At 57.6% G+C, this 19705-nt stretch carries 13 protein-coding genes, 4 tRNA genes and 1 pseudogene; 6 read left to right on the forward strand and 12 right to left on the reverse strand.

From position 1 onward, the window contains the following. Positions 1 to 105 precede the first annotated feature (105 nt). From HX839_RS30100 to HX839_RS30110, 3 genes are all read left to right on the forward strand, one after another. Entirely contained in the window at positions 106 to 1677 is a 1572-nt protein-coding gene (locus HX839_RS30100; RefSeq protein ID WP_177068143.1) for an aldehyde dehydrogenase (NADP(+)), read from the forward strand. Positions 1678 to 1680: 3 nt separating this feature from the next. Beyond that, on the forward strand, positions 1681 to 2940 hold the full coding sequence (locus tag HX839_RS30105) for an FAD-binding oxidoreductase (protein ID WP_177068144.1): 1260 nt from the start codon (positions 1681 to 1683) through the stop codon (positions 2938 to 2940). Between the two features lie 169 nt (positions 2941 to 3109). Continuing rightward, positions 3110 to 4246 (forward strand): carboxylesterase, encoded by a 1137-nt coding sequence (locus HX839_RS30110; RefSeq protein WP_023659010.1) that lies wholly within the window; start codon positions 3110 to 3112, stop codon positions 4244 to 4246. Positions 4247 to 4269: 23 nt separating this feature from the next. Here the strand turns inward: HX839_RS30110 and gltS are convergent, their stop codons facing one another. Both gltS and HX839_RS30120 read right to left on the reverse strand, forming a co-directional pair. Then, positions 4270 to 5481, reverse strand: a complete 1212-nt coding sequence (gltS, locus tag HX839_RS30115) for a sodium/glutamate symporter (protein ID WP_008438737.1) — start codon at positions 5479 to 5481, stop codon at positions 4270 to 4272. A gap of 440 nt (positions 5482 to 5921) precedes the next feature. Further along, complete coding sequence (locus HX839_RS30120) at positions 5922 to 6962, reverse strand: hypothetical protein (protein ID WP_177009384.1); 1041 nt, start codon at positions 6960 to 6962, stop codon at positions 5922 to 5924. A gap of 876 nt (positions 6963 to 7838) precedes the next feature. Here HX839_RS30120 and HX839_RS31965 point away from each other — a divergent pair. Both HX839_RS31965 and HX839_RS30130 read left to right on the forward strand, forming a co-directional pair. Further along, complete coding sequence (locus HX839_RS31965) at positions 7839 to 9116, forward strand: O-antigen ligase family protein (protein ID WP_177068145.1); 1278 nt, start codon at positions 7839 to 7841, stop codon at positions 9114 to 9116. Between the two features lie 392 nt (positions 9117 to 9508). Next, positions 9509 to 10624 carry an acyltransferase gene (locus tag HX839_RS30130; RefSeq protein ID WP_177009382.1) on the forward strand — a complete coding sequence of 372 codons (1116 nt, stop codon included), beginning with the start codon at positions 9509 to 9511 and terminating at the stop codon, positions 10622 to 10624. A gap of 42 nt (positions 10625 to 10666) precedes the next feature. On the opposite strand, the gene HX839_RS30135 is transcribed toward HX839_RS30130, so the two are convergent. The 3 genes and pseudogenes from HX839_RS30135 to HX839_RS30150 all read right to left on the reverse strand — a co-directional run bounded on the left by HX839_RS30135 (position 10667) and on the right by HX839_RS30150 (position 13315). Continuing rightward, positions 10667 to 11704, reverse strand: coding sequence for a hypothetical protein (locus tag HX839_RS30135; protein ID WP_177021768.1), 1038 nt, complete (start codon positions 11702 to 11704; stop codon positions 10667 to 10669). 287 nt (positions 11705 to 11991) lie between these two features. Continuing rightward, a pseudogene (locus HX839_RS31725) lies at positions 11992 to 13118 on the reverse strand (IS3 family transposase); the annotation flags it as partial. 120 nt (positions 13119 to 13238) lie between these two features. Beyond that, positions 13239 to 13315, reverse strand: a tRNA-Val gene (locus tag HX839_RS30150). 183 nt (positions 13316 to 13498) lie between these two features. Here HX839_RS30150 and HX839_RS30155 point away from each other — a divergent pair. Next, complete coding sequence (locus HX839_RS30155; RefSeq protein ID WP_003212689.1) at positions 13499 to 14782, forward strand: FAD-binding oxidoreductase; 1284 nt, start codon at positions 13499 to 13501, stop codon at positions 14780 to 14782. A 166-nt stretch (positions 14783 to 14948) separates the two neighbouring features. Here the strand turns inward: HX839_RS30155 and HX839_RS30160 are convergent. From HX839_RS30160 to HX839_RS30190, 7 genes are all read right to left on the reverse strand, one after another. After that, positions 14949 to 15025: transfer RNA gene (locus tag HX839_RS30160), tRNA-Asp, on the reverse strand. A gap of 105 nt (positions 15026 to 15130) precedes the next feature. Then, a tRNA-Asp gene (locus HX839_RS30165) sits at positions 15131 to 15207 on the reverse strand. A gap of 55 nt (positions 15208 to 15262) precedes the next feature. Beyond that, positions 15263 to 15338 (reverse strand) — tRNA-Val (locus HX839_RS30170). Between the two features lie 107 nt (positions 15339 to 15445). After that, entirely contained in the window at positions 15446 to 16210 is a 765-nt protein-coding gene (locus tag HX839_RS30175) for an SDR family oxidoreductase (RefSeq protein ID WP_003212687.1), read from the reverse strand. Positions 16211 to 16221: 11 nt separating this feature from the next. Then, positions 16222 to 17433: an O-succinylhomoserine sulfhydrylase gene (locus tag HX839_RS30180; RefSeq protein ID WP_008438742.1), complete on the reverse strand. Its 1212-nt coding sequence runs from the start codon at positions 17431 to 17433 to the stop codon at positions 16222 to 16224. 66 nt (positions 17434 to 17499) lie between these two features. Continuing rightward, on the reverse strand, positions 17500 to 19005 hold the full coding sequence (purF, locus tag HX839_RS30185) for an amidophosphoribosyltransferase (protein ID WP_003212683.1): 1506 nt from the start codon (positions 19003 to 19005) through the stop codon (positions 17500 to 17502). A 41-nt stretch (positions 19006 to 19046) separates the two neighbouring features. Continuing rightward, positions 19047 to 19604, reverse strand: coding sequence for a CvpA family protein (locus tag HX839_RS30190; RefSeq protein ID WP_003212681.1), 558 nt, complete (start codon positions 19602 to 19604; stop codon positions 19047 to 19049). Positions 19605 to 19705: the final 101 nt, after the last annotated feature.

A 19705-nucleotide genomic window follows, 5' to 3' on the forward strand; every position in this document is an offset into this window, starting at 1 on the left:
GTACCTGCCAGACCGCAGCGCCTGCATCGCAGCCTCGCTGGGGCTCGACAGCTCCCACAGTGGATTCTCTTCGCCAAGCCCATCTTTACTTTCCAGGACTACGCCATGACTCTGACGGGCACCATGCTGATTGGTCAGCACTCCATTCCAGGCAGCCGCGAGGCCATCCGGGCGATCAATCCTGCCACCAACCTTGCGTTGGAACCCGCCTACGCCGGCGGCACCGCCGAACATGTCGAACACGCCTGTGCGTTGGCCTGGAGCGCCTTCGATAACTATCGCGAAACGCCGTTGGCGGCTCGCGCCGAATTCCTTGAAACCATCGCCAACGAAATCGAAGCCCTGGGCGATAAACTGATTGAACGGGCGATGGCCGAGACCGGCCTGCCCCGCCCACGCATCCAGGGCGAACGCGGGCGCACCTGCCAGCAATTGCGCACCTTTGCCCGCACCGTGCGCGCGGGTGAATGGCTGGATGTGCGGGTGGATACTGCACAACCGGACCGCCAGCCGCTGCCTCGCTCGGACCTGCGTCAACGCCACGTACCGCTGGGGCCGGTGGCCGTGTTCGGCGCGAGCAATTTTCCGCTGGCATTCTCGGTGGCGGGCGGTGATACAGCGTCGGCACTGGCGGCCGGTTGCCCGGTGATCGTGAAGGCACACGGCGCGCATCCTGGCACCAGCGAACTGGTGGGCCGCGCGGTGGCCCGGGCCGTTCAGCAATGTGGCCTGCCTGAGGGTGTGTTTTCGCTGTTGTATGGCTCGGGCCGCGAGGTCGGTATCGCGCTGGTCTGCGATCCGCGCATCAAGGCCGTGGGTTTCACCGGCTCGCGCAGCGGCGGTATTGCCTTGTGCCAGGCGGCCCAGGCGCGCCCCGAGCCGATCCCGGTGTATGCAGAGATGAGCTCGATCAATCCGGTCTACCTGTTTCCCGCTGCGTTGAGCGCACGCGGTGAAGCATTGGCACAAGGTTTTGTCGCGTCCCTGACCCAGGGTGCCGGCCAGTTCTGCACCAACCCCGGGCTGGTGATTGCCGTTGCAGGGCAAGCGCTGGACCACTTCGTCGGCACGGCTGCCAACCTGCTTCAACACAGCACTGCCCAGACCATGCTGACACCGGGGATCTTCAAGGCTTACGAAGACGGCGTCAGCGCCCTGACCCGGCATGCTCAGCTCGCAGGTACCGGTCTGCCGGCAGAAGGGCCGAACCAGGGACAGGCCCATTTGTTCGTGACCCAGGCCCGGGACTTTCTCGCCAATCACAGCCTGCAAGCCGAGATATTCGGCGCCACGTCATTGATCGTGCAATGTGCCAACGTCGATGAGGTCCGCCAGGTCAGCGAACACCTGGAGGGCCAACTGACCGCAACCCTGCATCTGGATGACGACGACCTGGCAACTGCCCGCGCGCTGCTGCCGACCCTGGAACGCAAGGCCGGCCGCCTGCTGGTCAACGGCTGGCCGACCGGCGTTGAAGTGTGTGATGCGATGGTGCACGGCGGACCATTCCCGGCCACCTCGGACTCACGCACCACCTCGGTGGGCACCGCCGCGATCCTGCGATTCCTGCGGCCGGTGTGCTACCAGGATTTCCCGGATAGCTTGCTGCCGACGGCCCTGCAACACGGCAACCCATTGCTGCTGCGGCGCTTGCTCGACGGTCAGAGGGAAGCCTAGAACATGTCCGATAACGTCATGCCAGACGTCGCCGTAGTGGGCGCCGGCATCATCGGCGTCGCCTGCGCGCTGCAACTGGCGCGCCAGGGCCGGCGGGTGGTCATCATCGATCAGCAGGAACCCGGCCACGGCGCCTCGTTCGGCAATGCCGGCCACCTGGCGACCGAGCAAGTGTTCCCCATCGCGGATGCGTCGATCCTGACGCGTTTGCCCGCCATGCTCATGGACCCGATGGGCCCGCTGCGCCTGGACTGGAAATACCTGCCGCGTGCACTGCCATGGTTTACCCGGCTGCTGCTGAACCTGCGCCCGGCGCCCTTCCAGCGCACCGTCGCCGGGATCCGCGCGCTCAATGAAGGCAGCCTGGGCGCCTGGCACCGGCTGCTGGGCAGCATCGAGCGCCCGCACCTGATGCGCGAAGACGGCTCGTTGCTGGTCTTCGAGCGCGCCGAGTCTCGACAGGCCATTGATGCATTGCAGGCACGCATGAGTCAGCAGGAAGTGCCGGTGGACCACTGGCACGCCAGCGTGGTGCAGGACGCGGCGCCACAACTCAGCAAAGGGATTCAGGGCGGGTTGTTCTTTCCTCGCACCGGGCATTTTCTCGATCCCTATGGGGTGGTTTGCGAGCTGATGGAAGCGGCCAAGGCCAGCGGGGTGCAATTTCTCAAGCGCCAGGTCGTGGGCGGGAAGCTGGACGAGCACGGTGTTTCATTGCGGACCGACCAAGGCACCGTGGCCGCGCGCCAGGTGTTGATCGCATGCGGTGCGCACTCAGCCAGCCTGACCGGCGCACTGACTGGCAAAAAGGTCCCGCTGGATACAGAGCGCGGCTATCACCTGATGTTGCCCCATGAGCATGGACGGTTGCCGTTTGCGGTCACGTCATTGGAGCGCAAGTTCATCATGACGCCCATGGACGGCGGATTGCGGCTGGCAGGTACCGTGGAGTTCGCCGGCCTTGATCGCCCACCGAACATGGAACGCGCGTGGCAGTTGCATCGACTGAGCCAGGGGCTGTTTCGTCGTGACTTGAGTGCCGAGGACGCGACGCCGTGGATGGGGTTTCGCCCTTCCCTGCCGGACTCGTTGCCGATTATCGACAAGGTGTGCGAGGGCAAGGTGCTGCTTGCCTTTGGGCATCAGCATCTGGGCCTGACGCAGGCTGCGGTGACGGCTGAGTTGATTGCACGGCTGGCATCGCCTGCGGCCGCGTCCAACGGGCTGCCGGCACTTGGGCCCTATCGGCTGGATCGTTTCTGAGATCATCGGAAACGTCTTGCTACTGTTTCGCACTTTCGGCGATACAAGGCAGGTCATTATCGTGCATGACCTTACGGTTACGCTCCGTTGAGAACCTGCCTTGAACAACCACACCTGTATGCAGCCCCGTCCATCGATGCGCAGAACGCTCCGAAGCGTTGCTTGCGGCATGCTCGCCCTATTGCTCTGCACGACAGCCCTGGCAGAACCGGGCATGCCGCTTGGCCAGAAATCATTCGAAGCGTATCGCGCCGCTACCTTGCAATGGCTGCGGGACCATCGTGACTTCCAGGGCATCGACAAGGATGCCGAACTCAACTGGAACGCCCCGCAGGAATGGCGCCCGGCGGGTGCCCCCAAGCGCGGGATCATTCTGGTGCATGGCCTGGGCGACTCACCCTGGTCTTTCCACGATATCGGCAGCGCACTGGCCGCCCGCGGCTTCCTGGTCAGGACCGTGCTGCTGCCCGGCCACGGCACGCAACCGGCCGACATGCTGCAGGTGCGCATGGAAGACTGGCGCCGGGTGGTGGACGAACAGGCTGCGATCCTTCGCGCAGAGGTGGGAGAAATCTACCTCGGCGGCTTTTCCACCGGCGCCAACCTGGTACTCGACTACGCCTACAAACACGACGACGTCGCGGGGCTGCTGCTGTTCTCTCCCGCGTTCCAGTCCAGCATGACCTACGACTGGCTGACACCCCTGATCAGTTGGGCGCGCCCCTGGCTGCTGGCGCCAGACGCCAGCCGGCCACAACAGAGCCTGGTGCGCTATATGACAGTGCCCACCAACGGTTTTGCCCAGTTCTACCGCAGCAGCCGGCTAGCCCGCCAGGACCTGGAGCGGCGCCCCTATGACAAGCCGGTGTTCATTGCCGTCGCAGCCCACGACTCAGTACTCGATACGCACTACGTGCTGGAGACCTTCCAGCAACGCTTCAGCAACCCCCATAGCCGCCTCGCCTGGTACGGCACATTGCCAGAGAGCGCCTGGGATACCCGCCGTGTAAAAGCGCGTACCGACTACCTGCCGGAGTTAAGGATCAGCCAGTTCTCCCACATGGGGTTGCTGTTCTCACCCGACAACGCTCTGTATGGCGAACAGGGCAGCCTGCGGTTTTGCTGGAACGGCCAGACGGACGACGCAACCCGCGCCTGCGAACAAGGGGCCGACGTGTGGTATTCGGACTGGGGCTACCGTGAGCCGGGCAAGATGCATGCGCGGTTGACGTTCAATCCGTATTTCACCTGGCAGCTTGGGGTGATTGACGAGGTCCTGGGCAAGCAGGACCTAGCGAGTCATTAAACGGCAAATCCGGTAAACCGCGTTTATCCCGCGACGCCCAGGAACGGCAGCGCCAGGTACAACTTGATCACGATCGCATTGGTGATATCGATGAAAAAGGCGCCCACCATCGGCACCACCAGAAATGCAATCTGCGATGGCCCGAAACGCTGGGTCACCGCCTGCATGTTCGCAATGGCAGTTGGCGTGGCACCGAGCCCGAAACCGCAGTGCCCCGCCGCCAGGACCGCCGCGTCATAGTTGCTCCCCATCACCCGGAACGTCACGAAAATCGCAAACAGCGCCATCATCAACGCCTGCGCAGCCAGCAGGATGAAAATCGGCAGGGCCAGCGCGGCGAGGTCCCAGAGCTTGAGCGACATCAATGCAATTGCCAGGAACAACGACAGGCTGACATTCCCGAGCACCGAGACTTCGCGCTCGAATACCTGGTGCCAGCCCAGCGCCGACAGGCCATTACGCAACACCACACCGACAAACAAGACACACACAAACGTCGGCAGCTCAAAGGCCGTGCCCTGGATAAAACCGCTGAGGAACGTGCCCACTTGCAGGCTGATGGCGAGCAGCGCCAGGGTCTCGATAAACGAGAAGGAGGTGATCATGCGCTCTTGATTCGGCTGCTCGAATCCTTTTGGCCCACGCGGTTGTACCGGCGCCAGGGCGGGCGTCTGGACGCGCTTGATCAGCAGGCGAGCGACCGGGCCGCCAATCAGGCCGCCGAGCACCAGGCCAAAGGTCGCGGAAGCAATGGCCAGTTCGGACGCCGACGCCACGCCATACTTCTCGCTGAACACCGCGCCCCAGGCCGCGCCGGTCCCGTGCCCACCCGACAGCGTAATGGAGCCCGCCAACAACCCCATCAACGGATCGAGCCCCAGCGCCTTGGCCAGCGCAATCCCCATCGCGTTCTGGACCACCAGGAGCGCCGTCACCACCAGCAGGAAAATCCCCAGCACCCGCCCGCCTTTCTTCAGGCTGGCGAAATCCGCATTCAAACCAATGGTGGCAAAGAAAGCCAACATCAGTGGCGTCTGCAGCGACGAATCAAACCGGACCTCAATGCCAGCGAGCATACGCAGGACCAGGAGCAGCACCGCCACCACTAAACCGCCGGCCACCGGCTCCGGAATATTGTAAGTGCGCAGGAAACCGACTCGAGCGACCAGCCCGCGCCCAAGTAAAAGCACCAGGGAGGCGGCGACCAGCGTTGAATAGAAGTCGAGTTGAAGCATGGGGCAGCTCTCTGTAGTTATTTATGACGAATCGGGGCAGGCCTATCGATCCTTCGGAACAACACAGGAAGAGTAGTAGTACGACGCCATCTTTAACCTCGGAAAAGTCCTAACGTTGCCGAACGGAATCCCCAGGACGTTCAGGCGAAAGACTTGCGAAGCGCAATCTGAAGGGGCACGACGAGAAAATCGAGTGCATGACAATGGCTGCAGAACTGCGTCTGGACGGGCGCTTTACAGGTCCGCGGCATCCTGCCGACTCAGCGCCCATTCGAATCTGCCCTACCTGGCCGTGCTTCTGTGTTGGCCAATGAGTACCAAGGGACAATTGCGGCCGCTCTGTTGCTGGGCGTCGCAACGGCGCTGGCCGCGAACCTGTACCCTGGGAATAAATATTCCCAATAAAAAAGCCCGCTCAATGCGGGCCTTTTTTTCCATGATTATCCGGAAAAAGGTATGGGTTCAACCATATAGCAATCAACGCAGTCTGAAGTGATGACGTTATCCAGGATCAGAGGGGATTCGGTCGCAGGTCGAAGGAACCCCGTACGAATGGATGCGGTATAGACCCCAACGTTTACTGTATTGAGGCGAGCCCTTGCGTTAATCGACACACAATCAATGCTGTAATTCATCCCCATCCCCAAGCCGCAATTTTCACCACCTGAATTAATCACGCGGGTAGAGTCCTGCCCCTCGATGACGACACCCCAGGCGGTCTGTTCAGGATCGACACCTGGCTCTGTAGCCGTGCAATAACTATCAAGAATGGTGTTGTACTCACCACCGTTGTCCAGCAGCAGCATGCAGCGCCCAGTCCAGTCGACCGACGTGATGTTCTCGATCACACAATGTTGCGCGTAGTGCAGATGCAGCCCTACCGCAGCGTCCCCGGTGAATTCAAGGTTGCGGATGTACACGTTTTTAATCGGGTCACATAAAGCCACGATTGCGCCCTGGGGATGATCACGTTTGATTACGCGATTAACAATCAATGAGTTAGCCAGCACATAAATAACCTGGCGAACCTCCAGCGGGCCGTCGAGTGGCATCGGGTAGGTTGCAAAATCGGTTGAAGCATCCGAGATGACGATCCAGGAACCGTTTGTGTACGGAGTGGTATCAGCCACGGAGATTTCGGTCGTATTGACGTAGGCCGGCGCGGTCAGATAACTGCCCGGGCGAACATTACCCTGGTAGTCGATGGCGGCATAACTCGGATCTGTTGGGTCCAGCGGGTTACGACCGATCCCTGAAACGTCAATAGTGACCTTATCGATCCCTGGGGCAGGCTCGATGATCTGCCCACTGTAGGGCCAGTTGTCATCACGGTTTAGCAGGACTGTTGTCCCGATCGGGCAGTCAGTGCCATTGATTTGAATCCAGCGGTATCCGGCCTTCATCACCGACTGGAGTTGAGGGCCGTTATCCGCAGAGGGATCCGGCGTAAAAACATAAGGGGTATCGCTGTAAATTGACATATGACTTCTCCTGATTTCCCATGGCCATTTTTTGGCGAAACAACTGTACATATATACAGCTAAAAATCCTACAAAAGCAGTATTCTCTAGCTCACTTTATTGCCCACCGACACCGCCATACGCATCACACGCGCCGGACGCGTGATCACTCCGTTGTCGCGTTCAGTGAGGCTGATCGGAGACGGGAAAAGAAGATGCCGAAGCACGCTCGAAAGAAGCACAACGGGATAAATCGACAAGCCAGGGAGGGACGCCGAATTGTCATTTTGAGGAGGTAGGTTGCAAAGGCTTCGCACATCGCAACAAAAAAGGGCCCACCTTTCGGTGAGCCCTTCCAGACCGCCCAGAAGAGCGGATTTTGTTTGGTCGGCGCCATTGGACTCGAGCCAGCGACCCCCACCATTTGAAGGTGATCCCGAGAAATATGTAACCGATTGATCCACAGGGGAAAATTCTCCCTTTTGAAGGCTACGAATTTGCCGTTTCACCCTATAAGAATCAATAACTTAGGGTTGTATATTCCTACAGTAGTCATCCACTCCCAGTGTCCTGCCAACCGAACAACTCGAAATACTCTCGCTACGCCGAAACACGTCTACAATTTCAGCAATTCGAACGGATCTTCGATTACCGCAATACAAAGGAACCATCATGCCACTTATCAATTTTCGATCACGTTTCGCGCTTTCGGCAAGCTTGCCATGACAAGTTAACTATTCTGGCGCGCAGATGGGCGGCATGACGCTGCCTCAAAAGGCGCTCAAGACAATAAAGAATGCATGAAGTGTGCCTTTTTAAGTTTTGTTACTACAGGGATAGTCGAACATGCTTTTATTTTTATCAGCTGTTTTACTGTGCATTCCACTAAGAATATTCGTGCCTGCTCTTGGCGTTGAAATTGCCCCATCTGACTTGCTATGCCTACTTATCCTCCCTTACATACTAATCATTCACCACAAGATAAATAAGTGGCTGCTACTCAGCATAATTTTCTCTTTCATCTCACTAATATACATACAATTATTTATCCAGCCGGGAAACATCGCCAGATCTATTTTCTCCATAGCGTTTTTCTTCAAGCCATACCTGGTCTATTTGCTGGGTAGAAACATTGGAGAGTCAAGCATTCACCCTGACAGGTTCAACAAGACATTGATTTATCTACTCACGGCAACCGCGCTTGCAGCAACGGTTGACGCGATTTTCATGAAGGGCCACGTTACTATATTTACTGAATTTGAGCGTATCCCAGGCGAAGTCATTTACGGTGCCGTCTTCGACCCTACATTTTTCGGTATGAAATTTCATGGTAGCAATGGAATAAATGGAATAGCTGTATTTTTTTCGACGGCATTCATGATTTGTCTAGCGCTAGGCGTAATCATGAAACCCAAAAAAAGCATACGGATTATTTCCTACACTGGAATGTTGTGCAGCTTAATACTCGTACTAGGCAGTGGATCTAGACAAGCTGCATTTGGTTTAATCGTTAGTTGCGTATGTTGCTTCTTCGCGGGAAAAATGACAGTCGGCAGGATATTTAGAGCTGCTCTATACATCACGCTTGCCATCGTTACATCTGCAACCATAATAGCGATTTTTTCAGACTACTTTATTGAATTATTCGCCAAAATACTTTTGATGACAGACAACATCTACTCTGGAAATTGGGATGGAGTTTCATCAGGAAGATTAGGCCTGTACATGATAATTATTGATGACTTAATAAGCAGCCCGATATTTGGTACTGGCTTTGGTGGCTATGGGCTTTTTAACTCTGAGCTTGGCTACTTCGATAACGATGTGAGCACATCAGGTTATACGCCACACAATCAATATTTAGGTGCCATTTGGAAAATGGGAGGTCTTGCTGGATTGTTCTATCTGATATTCCTGTGGAGCATCGTAAAACCTTTCTTCAAAATCCCTCAAAGCGATGAATTTCAAAAGAGATTTTACATTGCAATGATGGCAATGGTCATACCATTCTTTACTGTATTCAATGTATTTCAAGATGGTCTTTCTTCCCCATCTACAGGCCCTATATTTCTGCTGATAATGGGTTTCTACTGGCGACGCGCATTCAACTTAAGCTCAAAAAATAATTCAACAATGCCTGCCCAACCTCACGCTGCATTCCATCCGGTCAATTAAATAAAAAGCATAAGCCGCACTAGGCATACGTATCGTTTTTTAGAGCGCCTCGCGAGAGGGAATGATCGCCAGTCCTAGGGAAGCCTTCGGGTTGGGGGCAAGAGAAAGCCATTCAGGGAATATTTCTTGAGCGAAGAAGGCAGAGAGCGCTCTGAAGACACCGCAGATCGAACTCGGCGAATTGAAGCGGGCGTCCACGGAGCCCGGCATTCTCAGCATGAAGCTTGCTGCCAACCAACGCGACTACCTGCTCAGGGAGAACCAGCAACTGCTGACGGAGCTAAAGAAATTCACAACATAGGCAGAATGACACCAGCTTTTGGCTTTACGAGTGCAATCTGTATAGAATTCGCCACAAAATCGAAACATGTCAGAAATAAAAAGGAAAAATCATGCAACGGATCGCTTTTGCGAACGCCTTACGCGGTATCGCAGCCATCTGTGTGGTCATTGCCCACTACATCCTGATGTTCAACTATCTCCGCGGTGAATTCGGCGGCCTTCCGGCACTTGCGGAGAACCCGTTTCCAGGCATGATGATCAGCGTCTTCAACCCGCTCGACAATTTGAACATGGGTGCGTTCGGTGTTGCTTTGTTCTTCCTGATCAGTGGCCTGGTGATTCCAATCTCAGTCGCCAGCCTGCAAGGCAAGCAGCTCGCAAAAACGAAGTTTGTCATAGGTCGGTTGTTCAGGATCTGGCCTACCTACATTGTCGGGCTGCTGATCACGCTTGGTGCGCTGGAGGTTGCTGCGGGCTACATGGGTTACACAACCTCATACACTGCACCACAAGTACTGATGCAGATGTCGTTGTTCCGTGACTGGTTCGGCAGCTCGACACCGTTGGACGGGGTTGTGTGGACGCTTGAAGTGGAAATCAAGTTTTACCTGGTGGTACTTCTGTGTTGGTCGATGATTGGCAGGGGCAAGCTCTTTCCTCTATTCGCCCTGGGTATCGCAACCATCCTGGCCGCGAACCTCTATCCGGGGAATATCTACCAAACGGGACCGCTTGCCGCCTTTGTTTACCCGATCAAATACATCTTCTTCATGCTGATCGGCGTGGCGTTTAATTATCACTTCCGAGGCCTGCTGAGTCTTGAACGGCTGTTTGCCATTTCCGCAGGAATGCTTTGCGTTTTCGGTTACAGCTGTATCACAGAGGGGTGGCAGATCGAGGTTATCGTTTCCTACTGTGCCGCCTTTGCACTGTTCACATCCTTCTACCTACTGGCCCAGGACTGGAGTGGCGGCCCGGTGTTCGACTTCCTGGCGAATATCAGCTATCCCCTGTATGCATGCCATGGTGCCTTTGGCATCGTAGGAATGCGCATCATGATCGACCAAGGTATCAGCGAAATTCCGGCATTGATTATTCAAACAGCTATAACGATCCTGTTATCTTGGTTGATACACAAGGCCATCGAAAACCCGACACATATCCTTGGCAAGAAGATCGCGAGGTCACTCGACGATCCTAAAAACCTGCAGCACGTTCCGCTGTAACATTAAAAAGCCCGCAAAATGCGGGCTTTTTCATGCCTGTTTTTAGGAAAACGGCTGTGGATTAACGATGTAACAATCGACGCTATCATCACTGATGTATGTGTTCAGGGCGAGCGGGCTGCCTACTTTTGGCCTCAAGAATCCGCTACGGATAGATGCAAACGTTACAGCGGCGTTCACCGTATTCAGCCTGGCCCGGGTGTTTACGAACACGGTGTCAATGCTATAGGTCATCGCCGCACCGTTGCCGCACCGCTCGCCGCCAGAGTTAACTATTTTGGTCGAGTCCTGCCCCTCCACCACCACACCCCAGGCATTTTGCTCAGGGCCTACGCCTGCTTCGGTACCGGTACAGTAGCTATTCAGGATCAGGTTGTTCTCACCGCCGTTGTCGAGCAACAGCATGCATCGACCTCTCCAATCCACCGACGTAATGTTTTCAAGTACGCACTGCTGCGCGTAGTGCATATGCAGGCCGACGGTGGCGTTACCGGTGAACTCAAGGTTGCGGATGTATACGTTTTGGATCGGCGTGCACTTGGCGACAATGGCGCCCAGCGGGTGTTCACGCTTGATCACGCGGTTGATGATCAACGATCCAGCCAGAACAAAGATGACCTGGCGGACTTCCATAGGGCCATCGAGTGGCAGCGGCATATTGGGGAAATCAGTCGACGCGTCAGAAATAACGATCCAGTCGCCGTTGGTGTACTTCGATGAGTCACCGACAAAGATCTGGGTCGTATTCACATGCGCGATGGCGGTCAGGTAGCTGGCCGGAAGCACGTTGCCCTGATAGTCGATAGCCGCATAGCTAGGGTTAGACGGCTGATCCGGGTGTCTGCCCACGCCTGTGCAGTCGATTGTCACCTTGTCGATGCCAGGTGCTGGCTCAATGATCTGCCCGCTATACGGCCATTTGTCGTCACGATTCAGAAGAACGGTGGTGCCGATTGGGCATTCGGTGCCATTGATTTGGAGCCAACGGTAACCGGCTTTCAACAGCGCTTGGATCCGTGGCCCATTATCATTCTCAGGGTCCGGGGTGAAGACGTAAGGGGTATCTCTGTAAATCGGCATGAACTCTCTCTTAATTCTTTTATTGGCGCCAAATCGGCACCGACTAACTGTACATCCATACAGTTATTTTATAAAGGTCTTGCGCAAGCAATTGATAATATTGTTTTTTATCTTGCCTTCTGTGAGAAAGAATCTCTGTCCTGTCAAGACCTACCGTTTATACATTTGATCGCAATCAACGAGCAATCGCTCCGGCGTACGCCTGCCAAGCCGCAGCGCGGTCACGACGCTCCCCCATTCGTCGGTGATGGCGATAATTCGTTGAGCATGCGCTGAGTAACCTTTGGCTCTACGGACTGCATGAAATCCTGTTGTCGCTCAGGCAGAAGCGCCGCCTTCAAGATCCCGTTGACCCGCTCTGCCAAAGCATTTTGGTAGCAGTCATAGCCGCCCGTCATGGAACACCGGATGCCGTGTTTCGCGTGCTGTTCCTGGTACATTCCCAAGCGATACTGGCCGGCTCTGTCCGAGTGATGAACCAGTGGCTGCGCGGTTTGATCCTGATTCACGGCTCGACGTAACCTGCACTACCGACTCGGTGTGCAGACTTTCATGGACCTGGTAATCACGACCTTTCGTGAAAAAGCATCCGTCACAAGTCTCAGATAGGCCACACCTTCCTGAACGGGCAGTTAGGTGATGTCAGCTACCCGGATTTTTTCCGGACCGATTGGAACAACCTGATCAGGACCCGGTTTAAGTAGGTGCGGATAGCGCAGAAAGCGATGATGACTGTCGGTCGTCTTGTGCTACGCCCGCTTGCGGACCACCAGTAAACGCCTTCGGTGCAGGATCGAAAACAGCCGATCTCGCCCCACTTGCAGTTCAAGTTGAGGCTGGCAACGCAGCAAGTGGTGCAGCTTTCGGGTACCCAGACGCGGCCGACGCTGACTTTTTTGTTGAACGAAGTCGGCAACTTTCTGATCCAGAACCAGGCGAGTTGCATCGGTGCGATTGCGTTTGCAGTAAGCCTGTCGGCTTATCCCCAAGCACTGGCAAGCCCTGCTGATGCTCAGGTTCTGGATTGGTTTATGCGCGAGGAATTGCCGGGACGCTTTTTTTACGACAGAGAGACCATAGGCGTTTTTCAAGACATCCACGACCGCCTCGAAAAACTGCGCTTTCTGATTGGAAAACGCCAACTGTTCTTCAAGCATCTTTGATGCGTTGCCATGGCGTTAGTGGTCGGTTTCTGTCGGGCACAGAACCCATCCCGGCGAGCCAATCGATGTGCCGGGGCTCCACTCTTGCCGACCACGCTTGCGTAACCACGTCAGAACGGTGGTTTTGCCTTGAATCCGGTAGCGCTCTTGAGCCTATTTACAGCCCAGCTCGCCGTTTCGACTTGGTCGACGACCGACAATTTAAAGGTCAGCGTGTAGTCTCGATGGCTACGCCTTTTTCCTGTCTCCATTACGCCCTCCTGGAAATAGATCAGAAGGTGTAGACCTCATTCAGGACGAAACACAGGCAACAAAAAAGGGCCCACCTTTCGGTGAGCCCTTCTAGACCGCCCAGCAGAGCGGATTTTGTTTGGTAGGCGCGATTGGACTCGAACCAACGACCCCCACCATGTCAAGGTGGTGCTCTAACCAACTGAGCTACGTGCCTGCTGTGAGGCGGCATTCTACGGAATTCCCGAGGGGTGTCAACACCTTTTTTGCAGCTAAGCCTATGAATATGCGAATTTTTTATTTGTGGCCAGCACAACGGTATTTTCCGGCGGCTGGCAGCGGATTTTCAACTCAGGTAGGATCGGCGCACTCGTAAAAAATATAAAACAGAGGTTCCAGGATGGCGAACACCCCCTACCCCCAGTCGTATTACGCCGCGTCTGCGAATGCGGTACCTCCTCGCCCAGAGCTGCAAGGTGAAGTTGAAACCGATGTGTGCGTGATTGGCGCCGGTTATACCGGCCTGTCCAGTGCGCTGTTCCTGCTGGAAAACGGCTTTCGCGTGACAGTGCTGGAAGCTGCCAAGGTAGGCTTTGGCGCGTCGGGCCGCAATGGTGGGCAGATCGTCAACAGCTACAGCCGTGATATCGATGTGATCGAGCGTAGTGTCGGCCCCCAGCAGGCGAAATTACTCGGCGACATGGCATTTGAAGGCGGCAGGATCATTCGGGAGCGGGTGGCCAAGTATCAGATCCAGTGCGATCTGAAGGACGGCGGTGTGTTCGCGGCACTGAACAGCAAGCACATGGGCCACCTGGAGTCGCAGAAGCGCCTGTGGGAGCGCTACGGCCACACCCAGCTGGAGTTGCTGGACGAGCGGCGCATTCGCGAGGTGGTCGCCTGTGACAACTATGTGGGCGGCCTGCTCGACATGAGCGGCGGGCACATTCACCCGCTGAACCTGGCGCTGGGCGAAGCGGCAGCCGTGGAGTCCCTGGGCGGCACGATTTATGAGCAGTCGGCGGCGACTCGCATCGAGCGCGGCGCCAATCCGGTAGTGCATACGGCGCACGGCAAGGTCAGGGCCAAGTTCATTATTGTCGCGGGCAACGCCTATCTGGGGAACCTGGTTCCGGAACTGGCGGCCAAGTCGATGCCGTGTGGTACGCAGGTGATTACCACCGCGCCACTGGGCGATGAACTGGCGAAGACGCTGCTGCCGCAGGATTACTGCGTCGAGGACTGCAATTACCTGCTGGACTACTACCGCCTGACGAGCGACAAGCGCCTGATCTTCGGCGGTGGCGTGGTGTACGGCGCGCGTGACCCGGCGAATATCGAGGCGATCATCCGGCCGAAGATGCTCAAGGCCTTCCCGCAACTCAAGGACGTGAAGATCGACTACGCCTGGACCGGCAATTTCCTGCTGACCTTGTCGCGCCTGCCGCAGGTCGGTCGCCTGGGGGATAACATCTACTACTCCCAGGGCTGTAGCGGCCATGGCGTGACGTATACCCACTTGGCGGGCAAGGTACTGGCGGAAGCGCTGAGAGGCCAGGCAGAACGTTTTGATGCGTTTGCCGGCCTGCCGCACTACCCCTTCCCCGGCGGACAACTGTTGCGCACGCCGTTTGCGGCGCTGGGGGCCTGGTATTACGGGTTGCGGGACAAGCTGGGATTCTGACCCCGGACCACGGGGCTGGCTTGCCGGCCCCTGTACTTGCCGCGCCGGCACCCAATCGCAGACACAAAAAACCCCGGTCTTTCGACCAGGGTCTTTGCTATCGATCCAACCAAGCCAGCGGCTTGCTTTGGCGTCTCAGGGCGTTCAGTGGGCCCTGGAACAGATATGGCGCAGCGGACGGGACTCGAACCCGCGACCCCCGGCGTGACAGGCCGGTATTCTAACCGACTGAACTACCGCTGCGTATCGCTCAGACTGCTGAAGTGTCACCTTCAACCGCCTTCAAACATCTGACTGACCAACCTTGGCTGTTCAATCTCAAATCTGAAACATCAGACCTGGAAAATATGGCGCAGCGGACGGGACTCGAACCCGCGACCCCCGGCGTGACAGGCCGGTATTCTAACCGACTGAACTACCGCTGCGCGTCGGTGCAACCTTTAACGTTGCGTCTTGCCCTAGGGCAAAACTCTCAAGAAGTGGTGGGTGATGACGGGATCGAACCGCCGACCCTCTGCTTGTAAGGCAGATGCTCTCCCAGCTGAGCTAATCACCCTTTGCTTCGTTGAGGCCGCGAAATTTACGCAGGTAGCGGACCTAAGTCAATAGCCTGCTTGAAGTTTTTCTGAAAAAGACAAAATGGCTTCAGGACCGCGACCCGCCCTACTCGGTGTAAATCATCTTCTTGCTCATGCCGCCGTCGACGACGAACTCTTGCCCGGTGACAAACCCGGCATTGCGCGACAGCAACCACGCCACCATCGCCGCTACGTCTTCCACAGTGCCTACCCTGCCCGCCGGGTGCTGGGCGTGATCCGCATCCGTCAGCGGCTCGGCACGGCGTGCAGCCGGGTCACGGGCATCGATCCAGCCCGGGCTGACGGCATTGACCCGTACTTCCGGCCCGAGGCTGATAGCCAACGCGTGGGTCAGGGCCAGCAAACCGCCCTTGCTCGCCGCATAGGCTTCGGTGTCCGGTTCCGACTGGCGTGCCCGGGTCGACGCCAGGTTGACGATGGCGCCGCCGTGGGCCCGCAGGTAGGGCGCACAGTGCTTGGCCAGCAACATGGGACCACTGAGGTTCACCGCCAGTACACGATTCCAGTAAGCCAGGTCGAGACTTTCCAGGGTGATGTTGCGCGGGTCGGCCACAGCGGCATTGCACACCAGCGCATCCAGGCGCCCGAACTGGCCAAGTACCTCGGCCACGCCCTGGGCAACCTGCCGCTCATCGGCCACGTCCATGGTAATAAACCAGGCGTTGTCGCCGAGCACCTTGGACACCTTGGAACCCCGCTCTCGGTCCAGGTCCGTCAATACCACCTGCCAGCCTTCGCTGATCAACCAGGCGGCAATCCCCAGGCCGATGCCCCGCGCCGCGCCGGTCACCAGCGCGACCCGCCCGTTACTGGCGCTCGCCGCCTCCATGGACCACTCGATCACAGGGCAGCCAACCCACGGGCCAGGTCGGCCTGCAGGTCAGCGACGTCTTCCAGGCCCACCGCAATGCGGATCAGGCTGTCACGGATCCCGGCAGCTTCACGCTCCTGCGGCGCCAGGCGGCCGTGGGAGGTGGTGCTCGGGTGAGTGATAGTGGTCTTGCTGTCACCCAGGTTGGCGGTGATGGAGATCAAGCGAGTCGCATCGATAAAGCGCCAGGCGCCCTCTTTGCCGCCCTTGACCTCGAAACTCACCACGGCGCCGAAACCACGCTGCTGGCGCTGGGCCAACTCGTGTTGCGGGTGGCTCTTGAGGCCGGCGTAGTGGACTTTCTCGATGCCGTCCTGCTGCTCCAGCCACTCGGCCAGGGCCTGGGCGTTGGCACAATGGGCCTTCATCCGCAGGCTCAAGGTCTCCAGGCCTTTAAGGAAGATCCAGGCGTTGAACGGGCTCAGGGTCGGGCCGGCGGTGCGCAAGAAGCCCACCACTTCCTTCATCTGCTCGCTGCGGCCGGCAACCACGCCCCCCATGCAACGGCCCTGGCCGTCGATGAACTTGGTGGCCGAGTGCACAACGATGTCTGCGCCCAGCTTCAGCGGCTGCTGCAATGCAGGGGTGCAGAAGCAGTTGTCGACGATCAGCATCGCGCCCTTGGCGTGGGCCACTTCGGACAATGCGGCAATGTCCACCAGCTCGGCCAATGGATTGGACGGCGACTCGACGAACAGCAATTTGGTGTTGGCCTTGATGGCCGCGTCCCAGCCGGACAGGTCCGCCAGCGGCACGTAGTCGACTTCAATACCAAAACGCTTGAAGTACTTTTCGAACAGGCTGATGGTCGAACCAAACACGCTGCGCGATACCAGGACGTGGTCGCCGGCGCTGCACAGGCTCATGACTACCGCGAGAATCGCAGCCATGCCCGTGGCAGTGGCGACAGCTTGCTCGGCGCCTTCCAGCGCGGCGATACGCTCTTCGAACGCGCGCACGGTCGGGTTGGTGTAACGCGAATAAACGTTGCCCGGTACTTCACCGGCAAAACGCGCAGCGGCGTCGGCCGCAGTGCGGAACACATAGCTGGAGGTAAAGAACATCGGGTCACCGTGCTCACCTTCCGGGGTGCGGTGCTGGCCGGCGCGCACAGCCAGGGTATCGAAAGCTACGCCATCGAGGTCGCTGTCCAAGCGACCGGCATCCCATTCCTGACTCATGCTCTACTCCTCAACTCGAATGCTTTATCAAAGATACAAAACCGGCCCCTCAGGGCCGGTGTCTACTCAGTTGTTGTACAGGTCGATGATCGCGCTGACCGCCTGGGTCTTGATCTTCGAGGAATCGTTACGGGCCTGCTCGATCTTGTTCAGGTAGGCCTCGTCGACATCGCCGGTGACGTACTTGCCGTCGAACACCGCGCAATCGAACTCCTCGATCTTGATCTTGCCACCACCGACGGCTTCGATCAGGTCCGGCAGGTCCTGGTAGATCAGCCAGTCGGCGCCGATCAGGTCCGCAACGTCCTGGGTCGAACGATTGTGGGCGATCAGTTCGTGGGCGCTCGGCATGTCGATGCCGTACACGTTCGGGTAACGCACGGCAGGCGCGGCGGAACAGAAGTAAACGTTCTTCGCACCGGCTTCGCGGGCCATCTGGATGATCTGCTTGCAGGTGGTGCCGCGTACGATGGAGTCATCCACCAGCATCACGTTCTTGCCGCGGAACTCCAGCTCGATCGCGTTGAGCTTCTGGCGCACCGACTTCTTGCGCGCAGCCTGGCCAGGCATGATGAAGGTACGGCCGATGTAACGGTTCTTGACGAAGCCTTCGCGGAATTTCACGCCCAGGTGGTTCGCCAACTCCAGCGCAGCGGTGCGGCTGGTGTCCGGGATCGGGATAACCACGTCGATGTCGTGATCCGGGCGCTCGCGCAGGATCTTGTCCGCCAGCTTCTCGCCCATGCGCAGGCGCGCCTTGTACACCGAAACACCGTCGATGATCGAATCCGGACGCGCCAGGTAGACGTGTTCGAAGATGCACGGGGTGAGTTTCGGGTTCAGTGCGCACTGACGGGTGTGCAGCTTGCCGTCTTCAGTGATGTAGACCGCTTCGCCCGGCGCCAGGTCGCGAATCAGGGTAAAGCCCAGCACGTCCAGGGACACGCTTTCGGAAGCGATCATGTACTCGACGCCTTCGTCGGTATGACGCTGGCCGAACACGATCGGGCGGATGCCGTGGGGGTCGCGGAAACCGACGATACCGTAGCCGGTCACCATCGCCACTACCGCATAGCCACCGACGCAGCGGTTGTGCACGTCAGTCACGGCAGCGAACACGTCTTCTTCGGTCGGCTGCAGCTTGCCGCGCTGGGCCAGCTCGTGGGCGAACACGTTCAGCAGTACTTCGGAGTCCGAGTTGGTGTTGACGTGGCGCAGGTCAGATTCGTAAATCTCCTTGGCCAGTTGTTCAACGTTGGTCAGGTTGCCGTTGTGCGCCAGGGTGATGCCATAGGGCGAGTTGACGTAGAACGGCTGGGCTTCGGCCGAGGTCGAGCTGCCCGCTGTCGGGTAGCGCACGTGGCCAATGCCCATGTGCCCGACCAGGCGCTGCATGTGGCGCTGATGGAACACGTCACGCACCAGACCATTGTCCTTGCGCAGGAATAACCGGCCGTCGTGGCTGGTCACAATACCGGCAGCATCCTGGCCGCGGTGCTGGAGGACGGTTAGCGCGTCATACAGCGCCTGATTCACGTTCGACTTACCGACGATACCGACGATGCCACACATGCGACGCAACCCCTACTTAATGAATCTTGACTGAACACAACTTACTGAGGCGTTTTGGCCGGCAAGAGGTGTTCCTTGAACGGAAGATCAGCGGGTACGCTGATCCCGCTGGCCAGCCACTGACTGCTCCACCCCAAAATGAGGTTTTTGGACCAATCTGCAACCAATAGAAATTTTGGCACGAGTACCGACTCCTGCCACCACGAATCCTGCTGTACCGGCCCCAGGCTCAACAGCCCGACCGCCACGACCACCAGCAAGCCGCCACGCGCGGCGCCGAAGGCCATGCCGAGAAATCGATCGGTCCCGGAGAGGCCGGTGACGCGTATCAATTCGCCGATAAGATAATTGACCATTGCCCCCACCAACAACGTGGCGATGAACATGATGGCGCAGCCCGCGATGACGCGAGCCGAAGGTGTCTCGATGTATCCGGCCAGGTAGACAGACAATGAACCGCCGAACATCCAGGCTACAACTCCTGCGATGATCCATGTCAGCAGCGACAATGCTTCTTTGACGAAGCCGCGGCTCAGACTGATCAAAGCGGAGATGGCGACGATTGCAACGATCGCCCAATCAACCCAGGTAAATGGCACAGTTCAGCCTACAGACGGATAAGGCGGCGCATTTTAGCAGAGCGCTGGGCTATCGGTAAGCTGTGATTGGCAGTGCATTTGAAATCAATGAGTTATAGGGG

Source organism: Pseudomonas sp. I8001, assembly GCF_013385345.1.
GTDB lineage: Bacteria > Pseudomonadota > Gammaproteobacteria > Pseudomonadales > Pseudomonadaceae > Aquipseudomonas.

Coding starts and splice junctions, on each gene's coding strand:
- HX839_RS30135 (WP_177021768.1), bottom strand. CDS start 11,704: ATGCCGATTTACAGAGATACCCCTTACGTCTTCACCCCGGACCCTGAG.
- HX839_RS30155 (WP_003212689.1), top strand. CDS start 13,499: ATGGCGAACACCCCCTACCCCCAGTCGTATTACGCCGCGTCTGCGAAT.
- HX839_RS30175 (WP_003212687.1), bottom strand. CDS start 16,210: ATGGAGGCGGCGAGCGCCAGTAACGGGCGGGTCGCGCTGGTGACCGGC.
- HX839_RS30105 (WP_177068144.1), top strand. CDS start 1,681: ATGTCCGATAACGTCATGCCAGACGTCGCCGTAGTGGGCGCCGGCATC.
- purF (WP_003212683.1), bottom strand. CDS start 19,005: ATGTGTGGCATCGTCGGTATCGTCGGTAAGTCGAACGTGAATCAGGCG.
- HX839_RS30110 (WP_023659010.1), top strand. CDS start 3,110: ATGCTCGCCCTATTGCTCTGCACGACAGCCCTGGCAGAACCGGGCATG.
- HX839_RS30180 (WP_008438742.1), bottom strand. CDS start 17,433: ATGAGTCAGGAATGGGATGCCGGTCGCTTGGACAGCGACCTCGATGGC.
- gltS (WP_008438737.1), bottom strand. CDS start 5,481: ATGCTTCAACTCGACTTCTATTCAACGCTGGTCGCCGCCTCCCTGGTG.
- HX839_RS30100 (WP_177068143.1), top strand. CDS start 106: ATGACTCTGACGGGCACCATGCTGATTGGTCAGCACTCCATTCCAGGC.
- HX839_RS30120 (WP_177009384.1), bottom strand. CDS start 6,962: ATGTCAATTTACAGCGATACCCCTTATGTTTTTACGCCGGATCCCTCT.
- HX839_RS30130 (WP_177009382.1), top strand. CDS start 9,509: ATGCAACGGATCGCTTTTGCGAACGCCTTACGCGGTATCGCAGCCATC.